Annotated in this window: 15 protein-coding genes; 6 read left to right on the forward strand and 9 right to left on the reverse strand. The window is 72.5% G+C overall.

What is annotated here, in order from left to right; all coding sequences use genetic code 11:
* Positions 1-600, reverse strand: a complete 600-nt coding sequence (locus ACZ4VK_RS02085) for a hypothetical protein (protein ID WP_468347494.1) — start codon at positions 598-600, stop codon at positions 1-3.
* A gap of 291 nt (positions 601-891) precedes the next feature.
* Between ACZ4VK_RS02085 and ACZ4VK_RS02090 the strand changes: the two genes are divergently transcribed.
* From ACZ4VK_RS02090 to ACZ4VK_RS02110, 5 genes are all read left to right on the forward strand, one after another.
* Positions 892-1878 carry an NAD-dependent epimerase/dehydratase family protein gene (locus tag ACZ4VK_RS02090; RefSeq protein ID WP_468347496.1) on the forward strand — a complete coding sequence of 329 codons (987 nt, stop codon included), beginning with the start codon at positions 892-894 and terminating at the stop codon, positions 1876-1878.
* 91 nt (positions 1879-1969) lie between these two features.
* Complete coding sequence (locus tag ACZ4VK_RS02095; RefSeq protein WP_468347498.1) at positions 1970-2761, forward strand: tyrosine-protein phosphatase; 792 nt, start codon at positions 1970-1972, stop codon at positions 2759-2761.
* Between the two features lie 185 nt (positions 2762-2946).
* The gene (locus ACZ4VK_RS02100) at positions 2947-5178 is read left to right on the forward strand and encodes a hypothetical protein (RefSeq protein WP_468348795.1); all 2232 of its coding nucleotides are present in this window, start codon (positions 2947-2949) and stop codon (positions 5176-5178) included.
* A 207-nt stretch (positions 5179-5385) separates the two neighbouring features.
* Positions 5386-6270 (forward strand): metal-dependent hydrolase, encoded by an 885-nt coding sequence (locus ACZ4VK_RS02105; RefSeq protein ID WP_468347500.1) that lies wholly within the window; start codon positions 5386-5388, stop codon positions 6268-6270.
* A complete protein-coding gene (locus ACZ4VK_RS02110) occupies positions 6270-7319 on the forward strand; it encodes a PDR/VanB family oxidoreductase (protein WP_468347502.1) in 1050 nt (349 codons plus the stop codon). The genes ACZ4VK_RS02105 and ACZ4VK_RS02110 overlap by 1 nt, the downstream gene beginning before the upstream one ends.
* 8 nt (positions 7320-7327) lie before the next feature.
* On the opposite strand, the gene ACZ4VK_RS02115 is transcribed toward ACZ4VK_RS02110, so the two are convergent.
* Positions 7328-7846 (reverse strand): hypothetical protein, encoded by a 519-nt coding sequence (locus ACZ4VK_RS02115; RefSeq protein WP_468347504.1) that lies wholly within the window; start codon positions 7844-7846, stop codon positions 7328-7330.
* 37 nt (positions 7847-7883) lie between these two features.
* On the opposite strand from ACZ4VK_RS02115, the gene ACZ4VK_RS02120 reads away from it, so the two are divergent.
* Positions 7884-8606, forward strand: a complete 723-nt coding sequence (locus ACZ4VK_RS02120) for a TetR/AcrR family transcriptional regulator (protein ID WP_468347506.1) — start codon at positions 7884-7886, stop codon at positions 8604-8606.
* On the opposite strand, the gene ACZ4VK_RS02125 is transcribed toward ACZ4VK_RS02120, so the two are convergent.
* The 7 genes from ACZ4VK_RS02125 to ACZ4VK_RS02155 all read right to left on the reverse strand — a co-directional run bounded on the left by ACZ4VK_RS02125 (position 8591) and on the right by ACZ4VK_RS02155 (position 21138).
* On the reverse strand, positions 8591-8923 hold the full coding sequence (locus tag ACZ4VK_RS02125; RefSeq protein WP_468347508.1) for a 5-carboxymethyl-2-hydroxymuconate Delta-isomerase: 333 nt from the start codon (positions 8921-8923) through the stop codon (positions 8591-8593). The genes ACZ4VK_RS02120 and ACZ4VK_RS02125 overlap by 16 nt on opposite strands.
* Before the next feature lie 297 nt (positions 8924-9220).
* On the reverse strand, positions 9221-14521 hold the full coding sequence (gene pulA, locus ACZ4VK_RS02130) for a pullulanase-type alpha-1,6-glucosidase (RefSeq protein ID WP_468347510.1): 5301 nt from the start codon (positions 14519-14521) through the stop codon (positions 9221-9223).
* 70 nt (positions 14522-14591) lie between these two features.
* A complete protein-coding gene (locus ACZ4VK_RS02135; RefSeq protein WP_468347512.1) occupies positions 14592-16310 on the reverse strand; it encodes a carbohydrate-binding module family 20 domain-containing protein in 1719 nt (572 codons plus the stop codon).
* Positions 16311-16446: 136 nt separating this feature from the next.
* A complete protein-coding gene (locus ACZ4VK_RS02140; protein ID WP_468347514.1) occupies positions 16447-17550 on the reverse strand; it encodes a LacI family DNA-binding transcriptional regulator in 1104 nt (367 codons plus the stop codon).
* The gene (locus tag ACZ4VK_RS02145) at positions 17538-19205 is read right to left on the reverse strand and encodes a glycoside hydrolase family 13 protein (RefSeq protein ID WP_468347516.1); all 1668 of its coding nucleotides are present in this window, start codon (positions 19203-19205) and stop codon (positions 17538-17540) included. Before ACZ4VK_RS02145 ends, ACZ4VK_RS02140 begins: the two co-directional genes overlap by 13 nt.
* A 50-nt stretch (positions 19206-19255) precedes the next feature.
* Positions 19256-20128, reverse strand: coding sequence for a sugar ABC transporter permease (locus ACZ4VK_RS02150; protein ID WP_468348797.1), 873 nt, complete (start codon positions 20126-20128; stop codon positions 19256-19258).
* Positions 20122-21138, reverse strand: coding sequence for a carbohydrate ABC transporter permease (locus ACZ4VK_RS02155; protein ID WP_468347518.1), 1017 nt, complete (start codon positions 21136-21138; stop codon positions 20122-20124). The genes ACZ4VK_RS02150 and ACZ4VK_RS02155 overlap by 7 nt, the downstream gene beginning before the upstream one ends.
* Positions 21139-21150 lie beyond the last annotated feature (12 nt).

Here is a 21150-nt window from a genome sequence, read left to right on the forward strand (position 1 = left end):
TCAGACGTCTGCTCCGAGGGCCGTGGCGTGGGGTACGCGCGCGTGGGGCGGGCCGCGCCGGGAGAGGGTGTGCGCGAGGACGACGGTGTGCGGCCGGTGGGTGTTCCGCCGGGTCCTGCGGACCGGGCGGCGCGGGGCGTCGGGGAGTCGGACGCGTGCGGAGAGCAGGCGCAGGGGGGTGAAGGCGTACGCCAGGGCGGCTCGGGCCAGGGTGAAGAACGCCGCTTCGCCGTGCGCCAGCCAGAGGCCGCAGAGGAGCGCGGCGAGGAGGTGGACGGCGAGCATGCCGGCCGTGCTCGAGGAAGCGCCGGAGAGCACCTCCATGCCCGTGTCGGCGCCCGTGCCCGTAGCTGTGCCCGCGCTGTGCGTCGCGTGCGTTCCGCCGCCGTGGTGCCCGGGATGCGTCGGCGGTGCGTGGCCCGTGTCCCCCGGGTGGGAACCGGCCGTCGAGAAGATCAGGTGCAGCGCACCCTGGAAGGCGAGCAGTGCGCCCGCGATCGCCGGCGCGCCCCTGCGCCGGCCCGCCGCGGCCCAGCCGGCGGCCGTGGTCACGGCGAAGGCGCCGAGCAGGGCGAGCGCCGGAAGCCGGTGGGCAGACATGGACGAATGCCCCACAGCCGCCAAAGTCACGCACACCACCGCGAACAGGGCGGCTCGCAGCGCGCGCAGGGGCGACCGGGCATCCGTCATCGCCCGCCATGCTGTCACCCGGCCGGGCCCCGCACGAGACCGCCTCCCGCTGCCACGCGGATCGTGTGACGTCCGCGCGGGTTCCCGTGCCGTTCCTCCCGTTCCTGCCGTTCCTCCCGTTCCTGCCGTTCCTCCCGTGGCGGAATCCTCCCGGAGCGGAAAGCGCTGGCCCCCCGACGCGCCTCCGGAGAGGATCCGATCATGAAGCTGCTGATGCTCGGAGGTACGGAGTTCGTGGGCCGCGCGGTCGTCGAGGCCGCGCTCGAACGGGGCTGGGAGGTGACCGTCTTCCACCGGGGCCGGCACGCGCCGCCCGCGGGGGTCACCTCGCTGCTCGGCGACCGCACCACCGGTCCTGAGGGTCTCGCCGCTCTCGCCACCGGCTCCTGGGACGCCGTCGTGGACACCTGGTCGGCCGCTCCCTCGGCGGTACGGGACGCGGCCCGGCTGCTCGCCGGCCGGGTCGGGCGGTACGCGTACGTGTCGAGCCGTTCCGTCTACGCGTGGCCGCCGGCCGCCGGGCTCGACGAGGACGGACCGCTGGTGGAGGGCTCCCCGGACGCCGGGGACGTGCCGTACGCGGAGGCCAAGCGCGGCGGCGAGCTCGCCGTCACGGAGGCCTTCGGCGCGGACCGGACGCTGCTCGTCCGGGCGGGCCTCATCGTCGGCCCGTACGAGAACATCGGCCGGCTCCCCTGGTGGCTCGGCCGGATCGCACGCGGCGGCCCCGTCCTCGCCCCCGGACCCGCCGCCCTGCCGATCCAGTACGTCGACGGCCGCGACCTGGCCGAGTGGACGCTCGACGCGGTCGCCGCCGGGCTCTCGGGGCCGTACAACCTCGTCTCGCCGCCCGGCCACACGACCATGGGCGAGCTGCTCGACGCCTGTGTCCGGGTCACCGGCGCGGACGCCGAGCTCCGCTGGACCGAGCCCGAGACGCTGCTCGCGGCCGGGGTCGAGCCGTGGACGGAGCTGCCCGTGTGGCTGCCGCCGGGTGAGATGTACGACGCGATGCACACCGCCGACGTCTCCCGCGCGCTCGCGGCGGGGCTGCGCTGCCGGCCCGTCGAGGAGACGGTCGCCGACACCTGGGCGTGGCTGGAATCGCTCGGCGGGGTCCCGCCGCACCGCCCCGACCGGCCGCCGGTCGGGCTCTCCGCCGCGCGGGAGGCGGAGCTCCTGGCGTAGCTCTGGCGCGGCTCCTGAGGCCCTGGCCTGCTCGAACCGGGATGATCCCTTACGGTCAAGACGAAGGGGTACGAACCGGAGGAGCCGCCGCATGCCCGCCATCCCCGCCGCCTCCGTGGCCAACCTGCGCGATCTCGGCGGCCTGCCGCTCGGAGCCGGGCGTTCCGTCCGTCCCGGCCAGGTCCTGCGCTCCGCGCAGCTCGACCGGCTCGACCCGGACGAACCGGCGATCGCCGACCTCGGCATCCGTACGGTCGTCGACCTCCGTACGGAGAGGGAGCGCTGCGACCGGCCCGACCGGCTGCCCACCGGCGCGCGGCTGCTCGTCGCGGACGTGCTGGCCGACCATCTGGCCATCAGCGGGCTGCCGCCCGCCGCCCGCCTGAGGGAACTGCTCACCGACCCGGCGCTCGCCGAGGAGTTCCTCGGCGGGGGCCAGGTCCGGGCGGCCTTCGCCCGGACGTACCGGACCTTCGTCTCCAGCGACTCCGGGCGCGCCTCCTACCGCACCCTCCTCACCGAACTGGGCGCTCCGGGCGCCGGGCCGCTGCTGTTCCACTGCTCGGCGGGCAAGGACCGTACGGGCTGGGCGGCGACGGTCGTCCTCGGCCTGCTCGGCGCGGACGACCGGACCGTGCGGAGCGAGTACCTTGCGGTCAACACGGCGGTACGACATGCGTTCGCGCCGATGATCGAGGGCTTCACGGCACAGGGCGGCGACCCGGACCTCGCGCTTGACCTGATCGGGGTCGTGCCGGAGTACCTGGAGGCGGCGCTCGACGAAGTGGCCGTGCGGCACGGGTCGATGGAGAAGTACGTACGGGAGGGGCTGGGCGTCCCGGACGAGGTGACGGAGCGGATCCGTGAGCGGCTGACGGTGTAGGCGGAAGTGCCGACGGGCCGAGCCGACGGGAACGGGACCGCGTGACCGTCGGGGGCCGTGTCGCCGGGCTGCGGTTGTCTCGTCGGCCCGCGGCGCACGGCGTGTCGGCCCTGGGGCCGGGGTGACCATCGGAAGAATCGCTCGTTCTGCTGAACGTGAGCACCCAGGATCTCGTCCCCTCCCCCATGGGCCCCGTCGACGTCGAGCAGGCCGAGGCCGCGCTCGTCGAGCGCTATCCGCGTCTCGTCCGCATCGCGTATCTCGTGCTGCCGCCCTCGCTCGGCCGCAACCGCCGGGTGCTGACCGCACACGCGCTCGTCCAGCGTTCGCTGCCGCGCCGCCGGGTGCCCGGCCCTGCCCTGCCGGCGCCGCGGCTCGCGGAGGACGCGGTGGATCCCGGCTACGCGTACGTACGGGGTGAGGTGCTGCGGCAGGCGCTCGTCGCCGGGCTGCCGCTTCGGCGCCTCGCGCTGCCGCGCCGGGCGCAGTTCCCGCCGCTGCTCCCGCACGTGTGGGGGCTGCGGCTGTTCCCCCGGGTGGGCGGAGCCGACGAACTCGCCCTCGACCAGCGCCTGTCCCGGCTCTCGGGGCCCGGACGCGCGGCGTACGTCCTGCGCGGCCTGGAACGCCAGGGCGACCCCGAGGTGCTGCGGGTCCTGGCGTCGGTCGGCGTCGAGGACCCGGCGGGGGCGCTCGCGGAGGCGGAGGCGGTGGACGAACCGGAGGCGGCGGAGGCGGCGGGCGCAGCGGAGGGCGGGGCCTCGGCCGGAGCCCCCGCCGAAGAGAGGCCCTTCGGCCCGGACGGGCGTACGACGGAGAAGGTCGGCGAGCAGGCCGGCCCCCGAGGATCCGGCGAGCCGGGGGCGGCGGGTGAGCCGGAGGCCGGGGCCTCGGCCGGGCCGCCCGTCGTGGGAAGGCCCCTCGGCCCGGACGGGCGTACGGAGAAGGTCGGCGAACAGGCCGGCCCCCGGGGGCCCGGCGGCCCGGACGCACCCGGCGGTGCGCCCGGCCGCGCGAGCGGCCCCGGTCGGCACACCACCGCGCCCCCCGCTCGTTCCCGCCGCCTCAGTGGTGCCGCCCTGCTCGAGTCCGACGAGTTCGATCCCTGTGCGCTGCAGGCGCGACCCACCGATCTGCTGCGGCGGCGGCAGCACGGTCGGGCCGCGGTCGTCGCCGTCGCCGCGCTCGTCGTGTGCGGGGCGCTGCTCGGGCTGCCCGGGGACGGGTGGGGAAGAAACGGTGCTGCGGCGCCCTCGTACGCCCGCAACCCGGCCGCCGAGGCCGCGCTCGACCCCGGCGCGCTCAAGCGCGTCGCCCCGGCCGCCTGGCCCGGTTCGACCCGGCAGGACTTCTCCGTGTGGCCCGCCCGTGGCGGTCTGACCGGCGACAGCGCGCTGTTGCGGCGTGCGCTCGCAGTCTGGGCGAGGCCGGGCGCCTCCGTACGCTCCTCGGCGACGCCCGGGACGCCGGTGGGGCCGCCGATGGGCCCGCCGCAGCTGCTGTTCGCCGGTGTGGTCGACGGCGCCCGTGTGGTGCTCCTCCACGACGGGCTGCGGGCGGTGCGGTACGCGGAGCCGGTCGAGGGAACGGCCGGCGCCGCGCTCGACTTCGCGCGTACGGACGGCGCCGACGCCATCGGTTCGGCGGCTCTCGTCGTGTCCCGCGCCGCGGGCAACGTCCGTTATCTGACCGCTCCCTGGGTCAAGGAGACGGCCGTACGGGACCTCCTCGCGCCCTCGAAGGACCCCCGGCCCCTGGCGCGGGACGCGCACGGGATGACCGAGCCCGTGCCGAGCCCCGCCCTCGCGAAGGACTGCACCCGCTGGAACACCCTCCAGGTGCGGGACGGTTCGGGGCTGCGGCTCCTCGCCGACCTCGGCGAACTGGCCCCCGCCCGGCTCCTGTGGGGCCCGCCGGACGCGCCGGTGGACGCGACGGGGACGGAGGCGCGCGAGGCCTGGGCCCGTACCGTCTGCCAGCTGTCGGCGGTACGCGCGCACGGGGTGCGGTCGGTGCACGCCTGGCGGTTCGCCCACCAGCCGCTCCCCGAGGGCGCCGGGCAGGGCACCTGGCTCTGTACGCGCGCGGAGACCTGGCGGGGCACGGGCAGCAGGGTCCTCGCCCAGTTCTTGGTCCCGTCCCCCGAGGTCCCGGCGGCGCTCGCGGCCCGCTCCGAGGGGTCACCGGCCTGCGGGGTGCGGGATCCCCGGGTCCTGGCGGGCGTCCTGTGGCAGGCGCCGAGCGGCGGCTGGTACGTCCTGGCGGCGGGCAGCCCGGACTTCTCCGCCCTGGAGACCTCGGGCGGCGTGAAGGGCCGTTCGGACGGCCCGGTCCTCGCGGTGAAGGCGGCCGCCGGGGCACGGGCGGACCTGGACGGCACCCTGCGGGACGGGACACGCGTCGACGCCCTGCGCTAGCCCGAGGGGGGACGAAGCCGACGAGGGGCGACGCGAGCGGAAGCGGATCCGAACAGGGAGCGCCAGCGAACGCGGAGCCCGAGCCGGAGCCGAACCGGGAGCGCCAGCGGACGCGGAGCCCGAGCCGGTCGGGCGCGGGCAGGGGCGTGGCGAAATTCGGGGTGCACAGGCCTGTCGCCTTCCCCTACGCCTCAGTACATTGACGTCATGTCTAATACGCAGCCCGCACCGGTGGCGTCGGAGCACGTGGAGCTCAAGGCCCGCAAGGTCTCCTTCGACTGGGAGCGGACCCCGCTCCACTGGGTACCCGGCGATCCCTTCACCACGCACACCATCAACGTGCTGCACCTGCTGCTCCCGGCCGGCGAACGCTGGTTCGTGCACGTCTACAGGCAGGCGCTGCCGTACATCACCGACGACCGGCTGCGCCAGGACGTCATCGGCTTCATCGGCCAGGAGGCCGTCCACTCCCAGGCCCACGACGACGTCCTCCCCCACCTCCGTGCGCAGGGCCTCGACCCCACCCCGTACACCGCGCAGGTCGACTGGTTCTTCGAGAAGCTCCTCGGGGACCGCACCCTGCCGCCGGGCCGGCCGCGCCGCTGGTGGCTGATGGAGCGGGTCGCGCTGATCGCCGCCATCGAGCACTACACCGCCTTCCTCGGAAACTGGGTCCTCAACGCCGACGAGCTCGACCGGGTCGGCGCCGACCCCGTCATGCTCGACCTGCTGCGCTGGCACGGCGCGGAGGAGGTCGAGCACCGCTCGGTCGCCTTCGAGCTCTTCCTGCACCTCGACGGCGGCTACCGGCGGCGCGCCCGCACCTGGGCGCTCGCCCTCTCCGCGCTCGTCTTCCTCTGGCAGCGGGGCGTCCGCTTCTTCATGGAGAACGACCCGAGCCTCCTCGACGGCAAGGCCTCCCTCGGCCAGTTCGTCCGCAAGGGCCGGCAGGGCGTCCTGCCCTCCACCCCGGACATGCTGCGCTCGATACCCCGCTACCTCAGCCGCGCCTACCACCCCTCCCAGGAGGGCGACACCGCCCAGGCCATGGCCTACCTGGCCTCGTCGCCCGGCGCGAACGGAGGCCGCTGATGCCCCGGTTCGCCACCGTCGCCCTCGTCGCGGGCGCCGCCCTGCTCGTCCGCCGCGCCGTCAGCAGCCGCATGTCCACGGCCCCGCTGTGGCCGATGCCCGCCCTCGACGAGCCCGTGTCCGGATACGGCAGGGGCAGCACCGTCCCCCGCAAGGTCGTGGTGACCGGACGCGCCACGCCCGCCGACGGCGTCGTCGAACTGCGCCTGGAAGGGCGCGGGTTGCCCGCCTGGCAGCCCGGCGCCCATGTCGACCTCGTCCTGCCCTCCGGCCTGGTGCGGCAGTACTCGCTCTGCGGTGACCCGGCCGACCTCTCCTCGTACACGGTGGCCACGCGTCTCATCGAGGACGGCGGAGGCGGTTCGCGCGAGGTCCACGAACGGCTCCACGCGGGCGCGGAGATCGAGATCCGGGGCCCGCGCAACCGCTTCCCGCTGGTCGACGCCCCCGCGTACGTGTTCGTCGCCGGCGGCATCGGCATCACCCCAGTCCTGCCGATGCTGCGCGCCGCCGAGGCGGCCGGGGCGGACTGGCGGCTCGTGTACTGCGGGCGGAGCCGGTCCACGATGCCGTACCTGACGGAGGTCGAGGCGCTCGCCGACCGGGTCACCGTCGTCGCCGAGGACGAGTCGGGCCGCCCCGACCTCGGCTTCCTCGCGCACGTCCCCGCCGAGACCCTCGTCTACTGCTGCGGTCCCGACGGACTGATGGACGCGGTGACGGCGGCGATGCCGGAGGGCCGGGCGCCGCGCCTCGAACGCTTCTCGGCCGCGGCGACGACCGGCGGCACGGCCTTCGAGCTCGAACTGCGCCGCTCCGGCCGTACGGTGACGGTGGCGGCCGACCGGTCGGTCCTCTCGGTGGTGCGCGAGGAGGTTCCCGGAGTCATGTACTCCTGTCGGCAGGGGTTCTGCGGCACCTGCCGCCAGCAGGTCCTCGAAGGGGAGGTCGACCACCGGGACGAGCTGCTCACCGACGCCGAGCGGGACGACTCGATGCTGATCTGCGTCTCGCGCTGCGCGGGAGAGCGGCTCGTGCTCGACCTCTGACCGCCGTCCTACGGCAGGATCAGCCAGTCGAAGGCCAGCGCGGCGAGGAGCCCTCCCACCAGGAGCCAGGTGCCGAGCCGCGTACGGCCGTTGCGGGAGAGCTCGATCACGACGCCGCAGAGAATCATCGCGAGGCCGTACACACCGACGACCAGGACGGACGTCCGGCTCGCGAGACGGATGACGAGGACGACGGCCATCGCCACGAGCAGTACGGAGGCGGCGGCGACGCGCAGCCGCCGTGCCTGCTTCGGGGTGAGGCCCGAGGAGCCCTCCTCGACGGCTGCGGAGTCCTCGTCGGCGCCCTCGTCGGCGCCCTCGTCGGCTCCGTCCGCAGCGGCGTCTTCGGCGCCTTCTCCAGGGCCTTCCTCGGCATGCTCGGCAGGAGTCTCCGTGGAAGTCCTCTCCGGCTTCTCCTCCGGCTTCTCCGCAGGGGTCTCCCCCGCGGAGGCCTCGCGGCTCGGCTCGTCGGCCTCAGGGGCCTCCGGGGCCTTCGCGGCCTTGGTGTCCTGGTCGGAAGCGCTCATGGAGCAGCAGCGTAACGGACCCCGTTAGGCTGTTCGTATGACGACCGGGGTACGCCGCAGGATGGGCGTCGAGGAGCGCAAGCAGCAGTTGATCGGGGTGGCTCTCGAACTCTTCAGCCACCGCTCTCCCGACGAGGTCTCCATCGACGAGATCGCCGCCGCCGCGGGCATCTCGCGGCCGCTGGTCTACCACTACTTCCCCGGCAAGCAGAGCCTGTACGAGGCGGCCCTTCGGCGGGCGGCCGACGAGTTGGCGGCCCGGTTCGTGGAGCCGCCGCAGGGGCCGCTCGGGGCGCGGCTGCTGCGCGTCATGGGGCGGTTCTTCGACTTCGTGGACGAGCACGGGCCGGGGTTCGCGGCGCTGATGCGGGGCGGCCCCGCGGTGGGGTCCTCGACGACGAACGCGATGATCGACGAGGTGCGGCAGGCCGCGTACGAGCAGATCCTGGCGCACCTGGAGGTCGAGAAGCCCTCGGCCCGGCTCGAGTTGGTCGTCCGGTCCTGGGTGTCGCTCGCCGAGTCGACGGCGCTGCTCTGGCTGGACGGGCGCCGGGTCCCGCGCGCGGAGCTCGAGTTGCAGCTGGTGCACGACTTCGCGGCGCTCGCGGCGGTGAGTGCCGCGTACGACCCGGAGATGGCGGGGATCCTCGTCGGCATCCTCGCCGACGAGCCGGCCGACGGCCCCTTCGGGGAGCTCGTGGCCCGGCTCGTCGCGCTCGTGCCCGAGGCGTCGGCCTCGTCCGGTCAGCGCTTGCGGTAGGACGCTTCGAGTTCGCGGATCTCGACGGTGAGGCGGACGCCCTCGGTCGTCTTGAGGCTGGTCTCAAGCAGGTCGAGGACGGCCTCGGAGAGTCGGGCCTTGAGCTCTTCCGTACGGCCGGGCAGCAGGGCGATCTCGACGTGCACGACGGCGTCGTAGGTCGATCCGTCGCCGACGATCAGCTCCTCGACCTCCCGGAACCGGGTCTTGCAGGCGTCGAGCGTGGTGTCGACCGTCTCGACGACGAGCGGGTGCAGGGCGCGGGCGAAGCCGCGGCGGTCGAGGGGCGCGGAGTAGTCGACGGTGATCTGCGGCATGAGGGTCACTCCCGGGCGGAGGGGTACGGCGGTCGGATGTCTGGCCACAGCTTCGCGGTGATCGCCGTGACGGCACAAGTGACCCCGGCGCACCCGTGGTGCACGTTCAGGCGCGGAAGCCTGGGCCCGGCAGGGGGCGCCGTCCCGTGTGCCCACCCTCCCCCAGACTCCGTCCGGGGGGACCCCCACGCCCTGCGGGACGATTGCCCACACGGGGCGGGACAGGTGTGCCGTCGGCGCGTAGCGGGGTGCTCGGCGCCGACGGCACGGGCTAGCGGGTCACCCCCGAGGTGACCGTCATCCCGCTCTGAAGACGGCCACCGTGCGTGCCGGGACCGTGAAGGTGCCCGAACCAGCCTCGTACGAAGCCGACTTGACGACCGGGTCCGAGCCTGCGGCCTGGACGGGGTGGAGGGCGTAGCCCTTGCCCGCCAGTTCGGTGATCTTCTGCGAGGTGCCGGCCGGGGTCGCGTTGAGGACGACGACCAGGTCGCCGAGGCGCATCGTGATGACGCCCGGGGTCTCGTCGCGGCCGGAGAGCGGGAAGGAGAGGGCCTCCTGCACCTGGCCGGTCGTGGTCAGCGAGAACGCCGGCTCGGTGGTACGGATCTTCTGGAGGTCGCGGTAGGCGGCGGAGGCTCCGTCGATCTGCTCGCAGCCGACCGTGAGGGCCGGGTTGACGAGCAGCGGCTTGCCGTAGCCCCACTTGGCCTTGTTGTCGGCGGCCGGCGGGAGGCCGATGCCGAAGCCGTTGCCTTCGCGGCAGTCCCAGTGGATCGCGTTGAACCAGTCGCCGCTGTCGTACGAGTTGCGGTCGAGGGACTTGGAGCGGAGCAGGTCCGAACCGGCCTGGGAGAGCGCCGGGCCCTGCGAGAGGGTCGCGGTCGCCATGGCGAGGACCTGCATGCGGGCGCGGTCCGTGGCCGACGTGCCCGCCGGGAGCTTGAAGGCCAGCGCGTCGTACAGCGTCTCGTTGTCGTGGGCGTCCGCGTAGGCGAGGGCGTCGCCGGGCGCGGCGGCGTAGCCGGCGGGGGCGCCGTTGTAGTCGACCTCGGAGCCCTTGACCGTACGCCCGGAGGTGTCGGTGAAGGTGTAGGAGGCGAGGTTGCCGGTGAGGCCGACCTTGATCAGGTCCTGGTAGTGGAGGAGGCGGGCCTTCTGCTGCTCGGGCGTGCCGTTGGCGGTGGAGGTGTTGGGGTCGGTGTAGAGGCCGGAGGCGAAGCCCTGGACGCCGGGGTCCTCGTCGAAGGGGCCGCCGCCTCGGACGGCGTCGCGGGCCCGGTCGGAGAAGGTCGCGATGCCGGTGCCGGCCATGTTCTTCTGGGTGGCCTGGACGAAGCGGGAGTCGTCGGCGATCTCGCCGAAGTTCCAGCCCTCGCCGTAGAGGACGATCGCCTTGCCGTCGACGCCTTCGCGGGCGACGGTCAGCTCGTCCAGGGCCTTGCGCACGGCGAGCATGTTGGACTTCGGGTGGTGGCCCATGAGGTCGAAGCGGAAGCCGTCGACCTTGTAGTCGCGGGCCCAGGTGACGACGGAGTCGACGACGAGCTTGCCCATCATGGCGTTCTCGGGCGCGGTGTTGGCGCAGCAGGTGGAGGTGGCGACGGTGCCGTCGGCCTGGAGGCGCTGGTAGTAGCCGGGCACGATCCGGTCGAGGACGGACTTGTCGGACTGTCCGGCGGCGACGGTGTGGTTGTAGACGACGTCCATGACCGTGCGCAGGCCCTGGCCGTTGAGGGCCTGGACCATCTGCCGGAACTCGACCGTGCGGCGGGTGCCGTTCGGGTCGGTGGCGTAGGAGCCTTCGGGGACGGTGTAGTGCAGCGGGTCGTAGCCCCAGTTGTAGGCGTCCTTCGCCGCGGCGGCGGCGACGCAGGCCTGCTGCTCCTCGGAGTCGGGGGCGTAGACCTTCAGGTCACAGGCGGGCGCCTGCTGGTCGGACTTCTTCTCGGGGATGGTGCCGATGTCGAAGGCCGGGAGGAGGTGGACGTAGGAGGTGCCGGAGTCGGCGAGCGCCTTGAGGTGCCGGGAGCCCTTGCTGTCCTTGTCGGTGAAGGCGAGGTAGGTGCCCTTGTGGTCGGGCTTCGCCGTCGGGTCCGCGACCGAGAAGTCACGGACGTGGAGTTCCTGGATCTGGGCGTCCCGGAGCGGCACGGCGGCCGGCTTCCTGAGGGACGTCCAGCCCTTGGGCGCGAGCCGGGTGTCGGTGAGGTCCACGGCGAGGCTGCGGGCGGAGTCGGTGGTGAGGGCGGTCGAGTAGGGGTCGGTGACCTTGTTGACGACGACCTTCTGGACGGTGGGCGCCCAGACCTTCACGACGTAGCGGTACGGCTTGCCCGCCCAGGACCTGGGGCCGGTGACGGACCAGACGCCTGAGGCCTCGTCGCGCCGCATGGGCACGGTCTTCCCGTCGAGTTCGAGAGCGAGCGACTGGGCGGTGGGGGCCCAGACGGAGAGGGTGGTGCGGCCGTCGCGGAAAGTGGGGCCGAGTTTCGCCTTCGTCGCCTTCGGCGCGTACAGGTCGTCGAGGATCCCGGCGGTCTGGACGCCGGTGGCGGCGAGGAGGGCGCCGTTGGCGGCGCGCTGGGTGGCGATGAGCTGGCCGCGCAGGGACGCGCGGACGCGGTCGGCGTCGCGCGGGTCCAGGGTGAAGGCCGGGTAGTCCTTGAGGTGCGGGAACCTGGCCTTCTGGGCGTCGCTCAAGGAGGAGGGGTTCAGCCGGAGCCACTGGCCCTCGCTGCTGAGCGACCCGTCGGTGACGGTGATCCCGCCGTCCTTCGCGTACACCAGCTGCTGGCTGGTGGCGTCGGTGGCCTTGACCTTCCAGACGACGGTGTCGCGGTCGATCCACTGGGCCTCGGCCTTGGTGAGGTCGAGGTTCGGGGCGCCGCCGACGGTCGGGAGCAGGTACTTCTGCTGTCCGGAGAGCGTCCAGATCTCGTGGCCGTAGGTGGCGAGGTCGAGGGACTGGTCGGTGGGCAGGTCCTTCTCGTCGCCCTTGTGGAGGATGTACGAGAGGGAGGTGGCGCCCTCGGTGAGCGGCACCTCGTAGACGGCGCCGTACGCGTCGGTGCGGACGGGCATGAGGGGCTTGGACCAGTCGGTCGGCTGGGCGGCGCCGGTCCAGGTGTGGAGGCCCCAGCCGTCGTAGTTCCCGTCCGGGCGCTGGTAGTGGATGACGGCCTTGGTCTTGTCCGGGGTCGCCGGGGCCGGGTTGGTGTCGGACTGGCCGTCGGCGCCCTGCGTGATCCAGACCTCGCCGGTGCGGCCGAGGGTGATGCTCCGCTGGGGGCCGTCGGCGGTGCCGTCCTTCTCGACGGTGTAGGTGACGGTGGAGGCGCCTTCGGGGACCTTCACCCAGGCGAAGGCGCCGTGGGTGTCGCGGCCGGTGAACGCGGCCTCCTGCCCGGCGGCCTTCAGGGTCCAGCCGTCGTAGTTCCCGTCCTCGCGCTTGTAGTGGACGATCGCGTGGGTCCGCTCGACGGCGACGGGCTTCTCGGGGGCCGGGGGCGCGCCGGCCGTGGTGGCGGCGGTGGCGCTCGCGGTGCGGCCGGCGCTGTCGACGACGACGGCCTTGTAGCGGAGCGGGGTGCCGGCGGGGGCGGTCACGTGCTGGGTGACCTTGTAGGGGGCGTGGTCGGCGGTGCCGAGCGTCTGCCAGCGGCCGTTGCCGGTCTGGGCGGCGAAGACGACGCGGTTGAGGCCGCCGCCGGTGACGTCGGCGGTGAGTTCGACGGTGCCGGTGGAGCCCGCGGCGGGGGCCTTGAGGTCGACGGTGGGCTTCGCGGCGGGGGCCGGGAGCGGGGCGTCGGCCTTGAGGACCAGGGAGGAGAGGGCCGGGACGGTGACGGTGACCTTGCCGTCGGAAGCCGCGACGGCGCCCTGACCGCCGTACAGGACGCGGAAGCTCGCGGAGTCGACGGGGACGGTGACGGTCTTCTCGGTGGTGGCGCTGTTGGTGGCGACCAGGTACTCGGTGCGCGCCTTCGCGTCCGTACGGGAGAAGGCGTAGACGGAGCCCTCGGCGTACCGTTCCCGCTGGATGCCGTCACGGAGCGCCGGGTGCGTCTTCGTCAGGCGCGACAGTGCGGCGACGGACGTGTAGACGGGGTGCTTCGTGTCGTAGGCGTCGCTCGCGTGGGTGCGGTCGGTGCCGAGCTGGTCGTCGTCGAGGTAGTCGGCGGACCGCGCGGCGAAGAGCGGCTGGCGGGCGTCCTTGTCGCCGCCGGCGCCGGTGAAGCCCTGCTCGTCGCCGGAGTAGATGACCGGGTTGCCGCGGGAGAGGAACATCAGCTCGTTGGCGAGCCGGGCCCGCTGGAGGAGTTCGGCGTCGCTCGCCCGCGGGTTGTCCTGCTTGAGGAAGGTGCCGAAGCGGCCCATGTCGTGGTTGCCGAGGAAGGTGACCTGCTCGTAGGCGTTGGCCTTGTCGGTGGTGTAGCGGTAGTCCTCGGCGAAGACCTTGGCGAGGCGGTCGGCTCCGGCGCCCTGCGAGGCGAAGGCGCGGGCCGCGTCCTGGAAGGGGAAGTCGAGGGTGGCGTCGAGCCGGCCCCGGGTGACGTAGGGGGCGGTGACGGTGGTGTCGGCGGAGTAGACCTCGCCGAACATGAAGAAGTCCTCGCGGCCCCGCTTCTTCGCGTACGCGTCGAGGGCGGTGGCCCACTGCGTCCAGAAGTCCAGGTCGACGTGTTTGACGGTGTCGATGCGGAAGCCGTCGATCTTGAAGTCGCGGACCCACGTCTCGTAGATCCGCTTCATGCCCTCGACGACCTCGGGGCGCTCGGTCCACAGGTCGTCGAGGCCGACGAAGTCGCCGTACTCGGCGGACTCGCCGGCCCAGGTGGAGTCGCCCCGGTTGTGGTACATCGTGGGGTCGTTGAGCCAGGCCGGGACCTTGGTGTCCGCCTTCTCGCCCGAGGCGACGGGGGTGTACGGGAAGGAGTCCGCGTCCACCTCGCCGATCTTCGTCCGGTCGTCGAAGGGGCGGCCCGAGGCGTCGAGGTACGGGTAGGCGCCCTTGGGGCGGTAGCCGTACTTCCGCTCGGCGTAGTCGACGGTGTCGGCGGTGTGGTTGGTGATGACGTCGAAGAAGACCTTCATGCCCTTGGCGTGGGCGGCGGCGATCAGCTTCTCCAGGTCCTCGTTGGTCCCGAAGTGCGGGTCGACCTGGGTGAAGTCGGTGATCCAGTAGCCGTGGTAGCCGGCGGAGGCGTCCTTCCCCTCCCCCTGGACGGGCCGGTTCTTGAAGATCGGCGCCATCCAGATGGCGGTGGTGCCGAGGCCCTTGATGTAGTCGAGCCGCTGGGTCAGGCCCTTGAGGTCGCCGCCCTGGTAGAAGCCCTTGTCGGTGGGGTCGAAGCCGGTCTGCGTACGGCTGCCGGTGAGACCGCCCCGGTCGTTGGAGGCGTCGCCGTTGGCGAAGCGGTCGGGCAGCACGAAGTAGAACTGCTCGCGGGTGAGGTCCTGGCGGGCGGGCTCGGCCGCGAGCGTCCGGTCGGACGGGGGCGCGGGGGGCCGGGGGGCGGCGGCCGCGGGGACGGCGGGCACGAGGGTGGCGCACAGGGCGGCGGCGAGCGCGACCGCCGTTCTCTTGCGTGTCACGGGGGTGCTCCCTGGAGGTACGGGAAGAGGGGGCCGCCCCGGGTGGGGCGGCCCTGCGGAGGGAGGGGGCTCAGTTGCGGAAGGTGTCGTTCAGGGTGATCTGGCCCGAGGCCGGGACGGTCGCGGTGCGGTTGGCGCCGGACTCCCAGGTGACGTTTCCGGCCGCGTCCTTGCGGATGTACTTGTACTCGAAGGCCGTTCCGGCGGGGAGGCCGACGGTGAGCTTCCAGACGGGGTACGCGGCCGGGTCGAGCTTCAGGGCGGAGGCCGGGGCCCAGTTGCCGAGCTCGGCGCGGTTGCCGGTGACGTAGATGTTCTGGCCGACCACGGTGGTGGCGGTGACGTTGAAGGCCGCGCCCGCGGTGGCGGGCGGGGTCGTCGGCGACGTGGTGGGGGTGGTGCCGCCGCCGCAGCCGGTCGCGTTGACGTGCAGGGCCAGGGCCGTGTGGGCGGCGAGGGTGGCCGTGAACTGGCCGGACGAGTTCACCGTCACGGGCGTGTTCGACTGGACGTCGCAGTAGGCGCCGCCGGGCAGGGAGGTCTGGAAGGTGCGGGCGAGCGCCGAGGACTCGTGGTTGACGGCCACGTACGCCTTGGAGCCGCGGCCGAACGCGATGGCGTTGTTGCCGTTGTCCCACCAGTCGGTGACGGCCTGCCCGCGTGCGGTGTTGCGGAAGGCGACCATGGAGGAGATCTCGCGCCAGGCGTGCTGGCACTTCCATCCGTCGGTGTAACAGGCGTTGACCTGGCCGCCGTTGGGGGGTCCGGCGTCCTTCTGGGTCCACTCGTAGCCGGAGTGGACGTCCGGGGAGCCGTAGGGCCAGGCGAGCGCGAAGACGGAGGCGAGGGTGTAGTTCGCGCCGTCCTTGTAGGAGAGGGTGTCTCCGCCGCGCTCGGTGTCGTGGTTGTCGACGAAGACGGAGGACTGGCCGGAGGGCATGTAGCCCCAGGACTCGCCGAAGTTCTTGAGGTAGGCGAGCTTCTCGCTCTGCACGATCCGCTTGAGGTCGCGGGCGTAGCGGAACTCCTGGACGTCTCCGCTGCCGAGGTACTCGCTCGGGGAGACGGCCTCGCCGGCGCCGTGGATGGCCTCCAGCTTCCAGTACGCGTTCGGGTTGGTCAGCCGCGACTTGATGTTCGCGAGGTCGGCGGCCGGCATGTGCTTGGCGGCGTCGATCCGGAAGCCGTCGACCCCGAGGGAGAGGAGGTCGTTGAGGTAGCCGGCTATCTTGCCGCGGACGTACTCCTCGCCGGTGTCGAGGTCGGGGAGCTGGACGAGTTCGCAGTTCTGGACGTTGCCGCGGTCCTGGTAGTTGGTGATCTCGGAGCGGCAGTCGTCCATGTCGGAGCCGGAGTAGAGGCCCGGGTAGTCGTACTTGGAGAACGGGGTCCCGCCCGTTCCCGTGCCGGAGCCGTTCGCCATGTGGTTGATGACGGAGTCGGCGACGACCTTGACGCCCGCCGCGTGGCAGGTGTCGATCATGTTCTTGAAGGCGGTGCGGTCGCCGAGGCGTCCGGCGATCTTGTAGCTGACCGGCTGGTACGAGGTCCACCACTGGCCGCCCTGGAGGTGCTCCTGGGGTGGGGAGACCTGGACGTATCCGTATCCGGCGGGGCCGAGGCGGTCGGTGCATTCCCGGGCGACCGAGGCGAAGTTCCATTCGAACATCACCGCGGTGACGTCCTTGTCGCCTGTGGGGGCGGCCTGCGCCGGGGCGTTTCCCGTGACGGCCACAGCGGCGGCTCCCGCCACGAGGGCGAGTGCAGCGGCCACGGTTTTTCTGGCCATGCTTCCTCCTGTGCGACGGCGGTGTCGCAGTCGGGTGTCGCAAGAAGTTGCCGAAAAGTTCAGCAACTGTTTTCAGCCGTGACCGTACGAGCGCCCCGGCGCCCGGTCAACCCTCCGGACGCCGCAACGCAAGTTGTTACGAAAGGACTTGCGGGGCCACCTGCGGAAACGCGGCCGGGGCCTTCGTGGGCGGCTGCGCGGTCGAGCCGCGGACCACCAGTTCCGGCTGGAAGACGAACTCCGTGCGCTGCACGGGATTGCCTTCGATCTCCTCGAGGAGCGCGCCGACGGCGGCCGTCGCCATGGCCTGGACCGGCTGGCGCACGGTGGAGAGCGGCGGGCTGGTGAAGGCGATCAGGGGCGAGTCGTCGAAGCCGACGACGGAGACGTCCCCCGGCACGTCGAGGCCGCAGGCGCGGACGGCTCGGATCACACCGAGCGCCATCAGGTCGGAGCCGCAGACGATGCCCGTGCACCCCTCGCGGAGCAGGATGTCGGCGGCGGCGTGGCCGCCCTCGACACCGAAGAGCGTGGGCCTGATGAACCGTTCCGCTTCGGCGCGTTCGACGCCGAGGAGCTCGTACAGCTCGGCGGTGAAGCCCTCGGCCTTGCGTCGGGAGGGCACGTAGCGGGTGGGGCCGATGGCGAGGCCGATCCGCTCGTGGCCGAGTTCCACCAGGTGCCGTACGGCCATGCGGGCCGCGGCCCGGTCGTCGGGGGAGACGAAGTTGGCGTCGATGTGCTCGTTGTAGCCGTTGATGAGGACGTACGGCACGCCCCGCGCGGTCAGCCGGGCGTAGCGGGCCGGGTCGGCGGAGGCGTCGGCGTGGAGGCCGGAGAGGAAGACGATGCCGGCCACCCCGCGCTCCACGAGCTGCTCGACGAGCTCGTCCTCGGTGGCGCCGCCGGGCATCTGGGTGCAGAGCACCGGCGTGTAGCCGTGCCCGGCGAGGACCTGCTCGACGACCTGGGCGAACGCCGGGAAGATCGGGTTGGTCAGCTCGGGCACGACGAGCCCGACGAGGCCCGCGCTGCGGCGTTTGAGCCGTACGGGACGCTCGTACCCCAGGACGTCGAGCGCCGCGAGCACCTTGTGCCGGGTGGCGCCGGCCACTCCCGCCTTGCCGTTGAGGACACGGCTGACGGTGGCCTCGCTGACGCCCGACTGGGCCGCGATGTCCGCGAGCCGCGGGGCGCCGTTCCCGGCGCCCCGCGGCAGGGGGATCGTCACACCGCCCACCAGACGGTGGTGTCGGCGGGCACCAGGGCCTCATCGTCGACGATCTGGACGTCCTCGTTGGAGAGGAGATACCGGCCGGGCAGCGGGACGGAGATGGCCCGGCCGGTGGTGTTGGCGGTGCAGACGAAGCCGTCGCGGCGGAAGGAGAGCACACCCTCGGGTGCCTCCAGCCACTCGACGGAATCGCCCGCACCGAGTTCGGGACGCTCGCGCCGTACGGCGAGCGCGCTGCGGTACAGCTCCAGGGTGGAGCCGGGGTCGCCGGTCTGCGCCTCGACACTCAGGCCGCCCCAGGCCGCCGGCTGCGGCAGCCAGGAGCCGCCGGCGCCGAAGCCGTACGAGGAACCCTCGACGGTCCACGGGATCGGCACCCGGCAGCCGTCGCGGAAGCCGTCCTGGCCGCTGGCCCGCCAGAACGACGGGTCCTGACGGACCTCGTCGGGCAGGTCGGTGACGTCGGGCAGGCCGAGCTCCTCGCCCTGGTAGACGTACGCCGAGCCGGGCAGCGCCAGCATGAGCAGGGTCGCGGCGCGGGCCCTGCGCAGGCCGAGCGCGCGGTCGCCGGGGGTCCGCAGCTGGGTGCCGAGGCCCGCCGGGTTGGCGAAGCGGGTGGCGTGCCGGGTGACGTCGTGGTTGGAGAGCACCCAGGTGGTGGGGGCGCCGACCGGGCGCATCGCGGCGAGCGAGTCGTCGATGACGGTCCGCAGCTCGGCCGCGTCCCAGTGGGTGCCCAGGTACTGGAAGTTGAACGCCTGGTGCATCTCGTCGGGGCGCACGTAGTTCGCGGTGCGGTCGACGGTCGGGGTCCAGGCCTCGGCGACGAGGACGCGCTCGCCGTCGTATTCGGAGAGGACCTTCCGCCAGGAGCGGTAGATCTCGTGGACGCCGTCCTGGTCGAAGAAGGGCATGACGTCGTTGCCGAGCAGCTTCAGCTGGTCGTGGGCGCCGAGGTCGGGCAGGCCCTCGGCCTTGACCAGGCCGTGGGCGACGTCGACGCGGAAGCCGTCGACGCCCATGTCGAGCCAGAAGCGCAGGATCGAGCGGAACTCGTCCCGTACGGCGGGGTGCTCCCAGTTGAAGTCGGGCTGCTCCGGGGCGAACAGGTGGAGGTACCAGTCGCCGGGGGTGCCGTCCGGGTCCTCGGTGCGGGTCCAGGCGGGGCCGCCGAAGATGGACTCCCAGTCGTTGGGCGGCAGTTCGCCGTTCTTCCCCTTGCCGGGGCGGAAGTGGTAGCGCTCGCGCAGCGGAGAGCCGGGGCCCTCGCGCAGGGCGCGCTGGAACCACTCGTGCTCGTCGGAGGAGTGGTTGGGCACCAGGTCGACGATGATGCGCAGGCCCAGTGCGTGGGCGTCGCGGATCACCGCGTCGGCGTCGAGGAGCGAGCCGAACATGGGGTCGATGGCCCGGTAGTCGGCGACGTCGTAGCCGGCGTCGGCCTGCGGCGAGGCGTAGAACGGCGAGAGCCAGACGGCGTCGACGCCGAGTTCCTTGAGGTACGGCAGCCGGCTGCGGACGCCCTCCAGGTCGCCCATGCCGTCGCCGTTGCCGTCGGCGAAGCTGCGCGGGTAGACCTGGTAGATCACGGCGTCTCTCCACCAGCCCGTGTGCGTGCCGGTGGTCGGGGCGTCGGCCGGGGTGGCGAGATGCTGGGTCATGGCTTCCCTGAGAGGTAAGGAGTGGCGGCGTACGGAGGCGGTGGTCGGGCTCAGCCCTTGACGGCACCGGCGGACATGCCGGTGACCAGGTGCCGCTGGGCGAAGAGGAACACCAGGGCGGCGGGGACGGCGATGAGCACGGAGGCCGCGGCCATCGGGCCCCACTGGGCGCCGTACTGGTTGACGAACTTCTGCAGTCCGCCGGCCAGGGTGAGGTTCTCGTCCCCGACCATGAAGGCGGAGGCGTAGGCGACCTCGCCCCAGGCGGTGATGAAGGAGTAGAAGGCGGTGACGGCGATGCCCGGCTTGGCCAGCGGCAGGATCAGCCGCCAGAAGGTGCCGAACGGGGTGAGGCCGTCGACGTAGCCGGACTCGTCGATCTCGCGCGGGATGGTGTCGAAGAAGCCCTTCATCATCCAGGCGCAGAACGGGACGGCGATCGTCAGGTACGTGATGACCAGGCCCAGCGGCTCGTTGAGCAGCCCCATCGACGCCATGATGTTGTAGATCGGCACGATGAGGACGGCGACCGGGAACATCTGGGTGATGAGCAGCGTCCACATCAGTCCGCGCTTGCCGGGGAAGCGGAAGCGGCTGACGGCGTACCCCGTGGTGGCGGAGATGAAGACGCCGACGACGGTGGTGAGACCGGCGACGAGCAGCGAGTTGGCGAACCAGGTGAGGAACGGGGTGTCGTTCAGCAGGTTCGTGTAGTTCGCGAGCGTCGTCTCCTTGAAGAAGTCCGTCGTCGTGGCGAACTGCGCCGGCTTGAGCGAGGTCAGCAGGACCCAGAGCACCGGGAAGACGGCGATCACGGACGCCACGACGAGCGTGAGGTGCAGCGCGGCCGAGGCGAGCGGCGAACGGCGTCCGCGGAGCGGGGTGTTCGCGGCCTGGGGGGTGGGGGTCGTGGTGGTCACCAGACTTCTCCCTGCTTGCGGAGGACGCGCTGGTAGATCGCGGCGAAGATCATCAGGAGGACCAGGATCAGGACGCCCCACGTGGACGACTGGGCGAAGTCGCGCGGGCTGATCTCGAAGGAGAACTTGTACGCCTGGGTGACGAGGATCTGGGTGGCCTCGCCGGGCCCGCCCCGGGTGAGCAGGAAGATCACCGGGAACATGTTGAAGGTCCAGATGGTGGAGAGCAGGATCACCGTCGTCGACACCGAGCTCAGACCGGGCATGGTGATGTGCCGGAAGCGCTGCCAGGCGTTGGCGCCGTCCATCTCGGCGGCCTCGTACAGCTCGCCGGGGATGGACTGGAGCCCGCCGAGGAGGGCGACCATCATGAACGGGACGCCGAGCCAGACGTTGACGAGGATGACCGAGAACTTGGCCCAGGTGGGGTCGTTCAGCCACGGGACGGCGTCGATGCCGCCGCCCGCGAGGAGCTTGTTGAGGAGGCCGTTGTCCTGGTTGTAGAGGAAGCGCCAGGCGAAGACGGAGACGAAGCCCGGGACGGCCCAGGGCAGGATGAGCAGCATCCGGTAGACGGAGCGGCCGGCGATCCTGCGGTTGAGGATGTTGGCGAGGCTCAGGCCGAGGGCGAAGGTGATCGCCACACAGGACACGGTCCAGAGGATCGTCCAGCCGAGCGTCGCGAGGAACTGGCTGCCGGTGATCGCGTCGACGTAGTTGTCGAGACCGACGAACTCGTAGGTGGCCGGGATCTCGTTGACACCGATCGACCGCGCGACGTTCCGCTCGTTGGCGTCGGTCAGCGACAGGTACATGCCGCGGACCAGCGGGTAGCCGATGATCACGGCGATCACGACGGTCACCGGGGCGACCATCGCCCAGGCGTACCAGTGGGTGGAGAGGGAGCGCTTCTTCGCCGCGCCCCGGGGCTTACCAGTTCCGCGGCTCCGGCCGCGGGCGACGTGGTCGCCCGCGGCCTTCACCACCGACTGGCTGGGGGTGTCCACAGCCATCAGCCGGCCTGC

It is taken from the genome of Streptomyces sp. NPDC028711, from assembly GCF_055565415.1.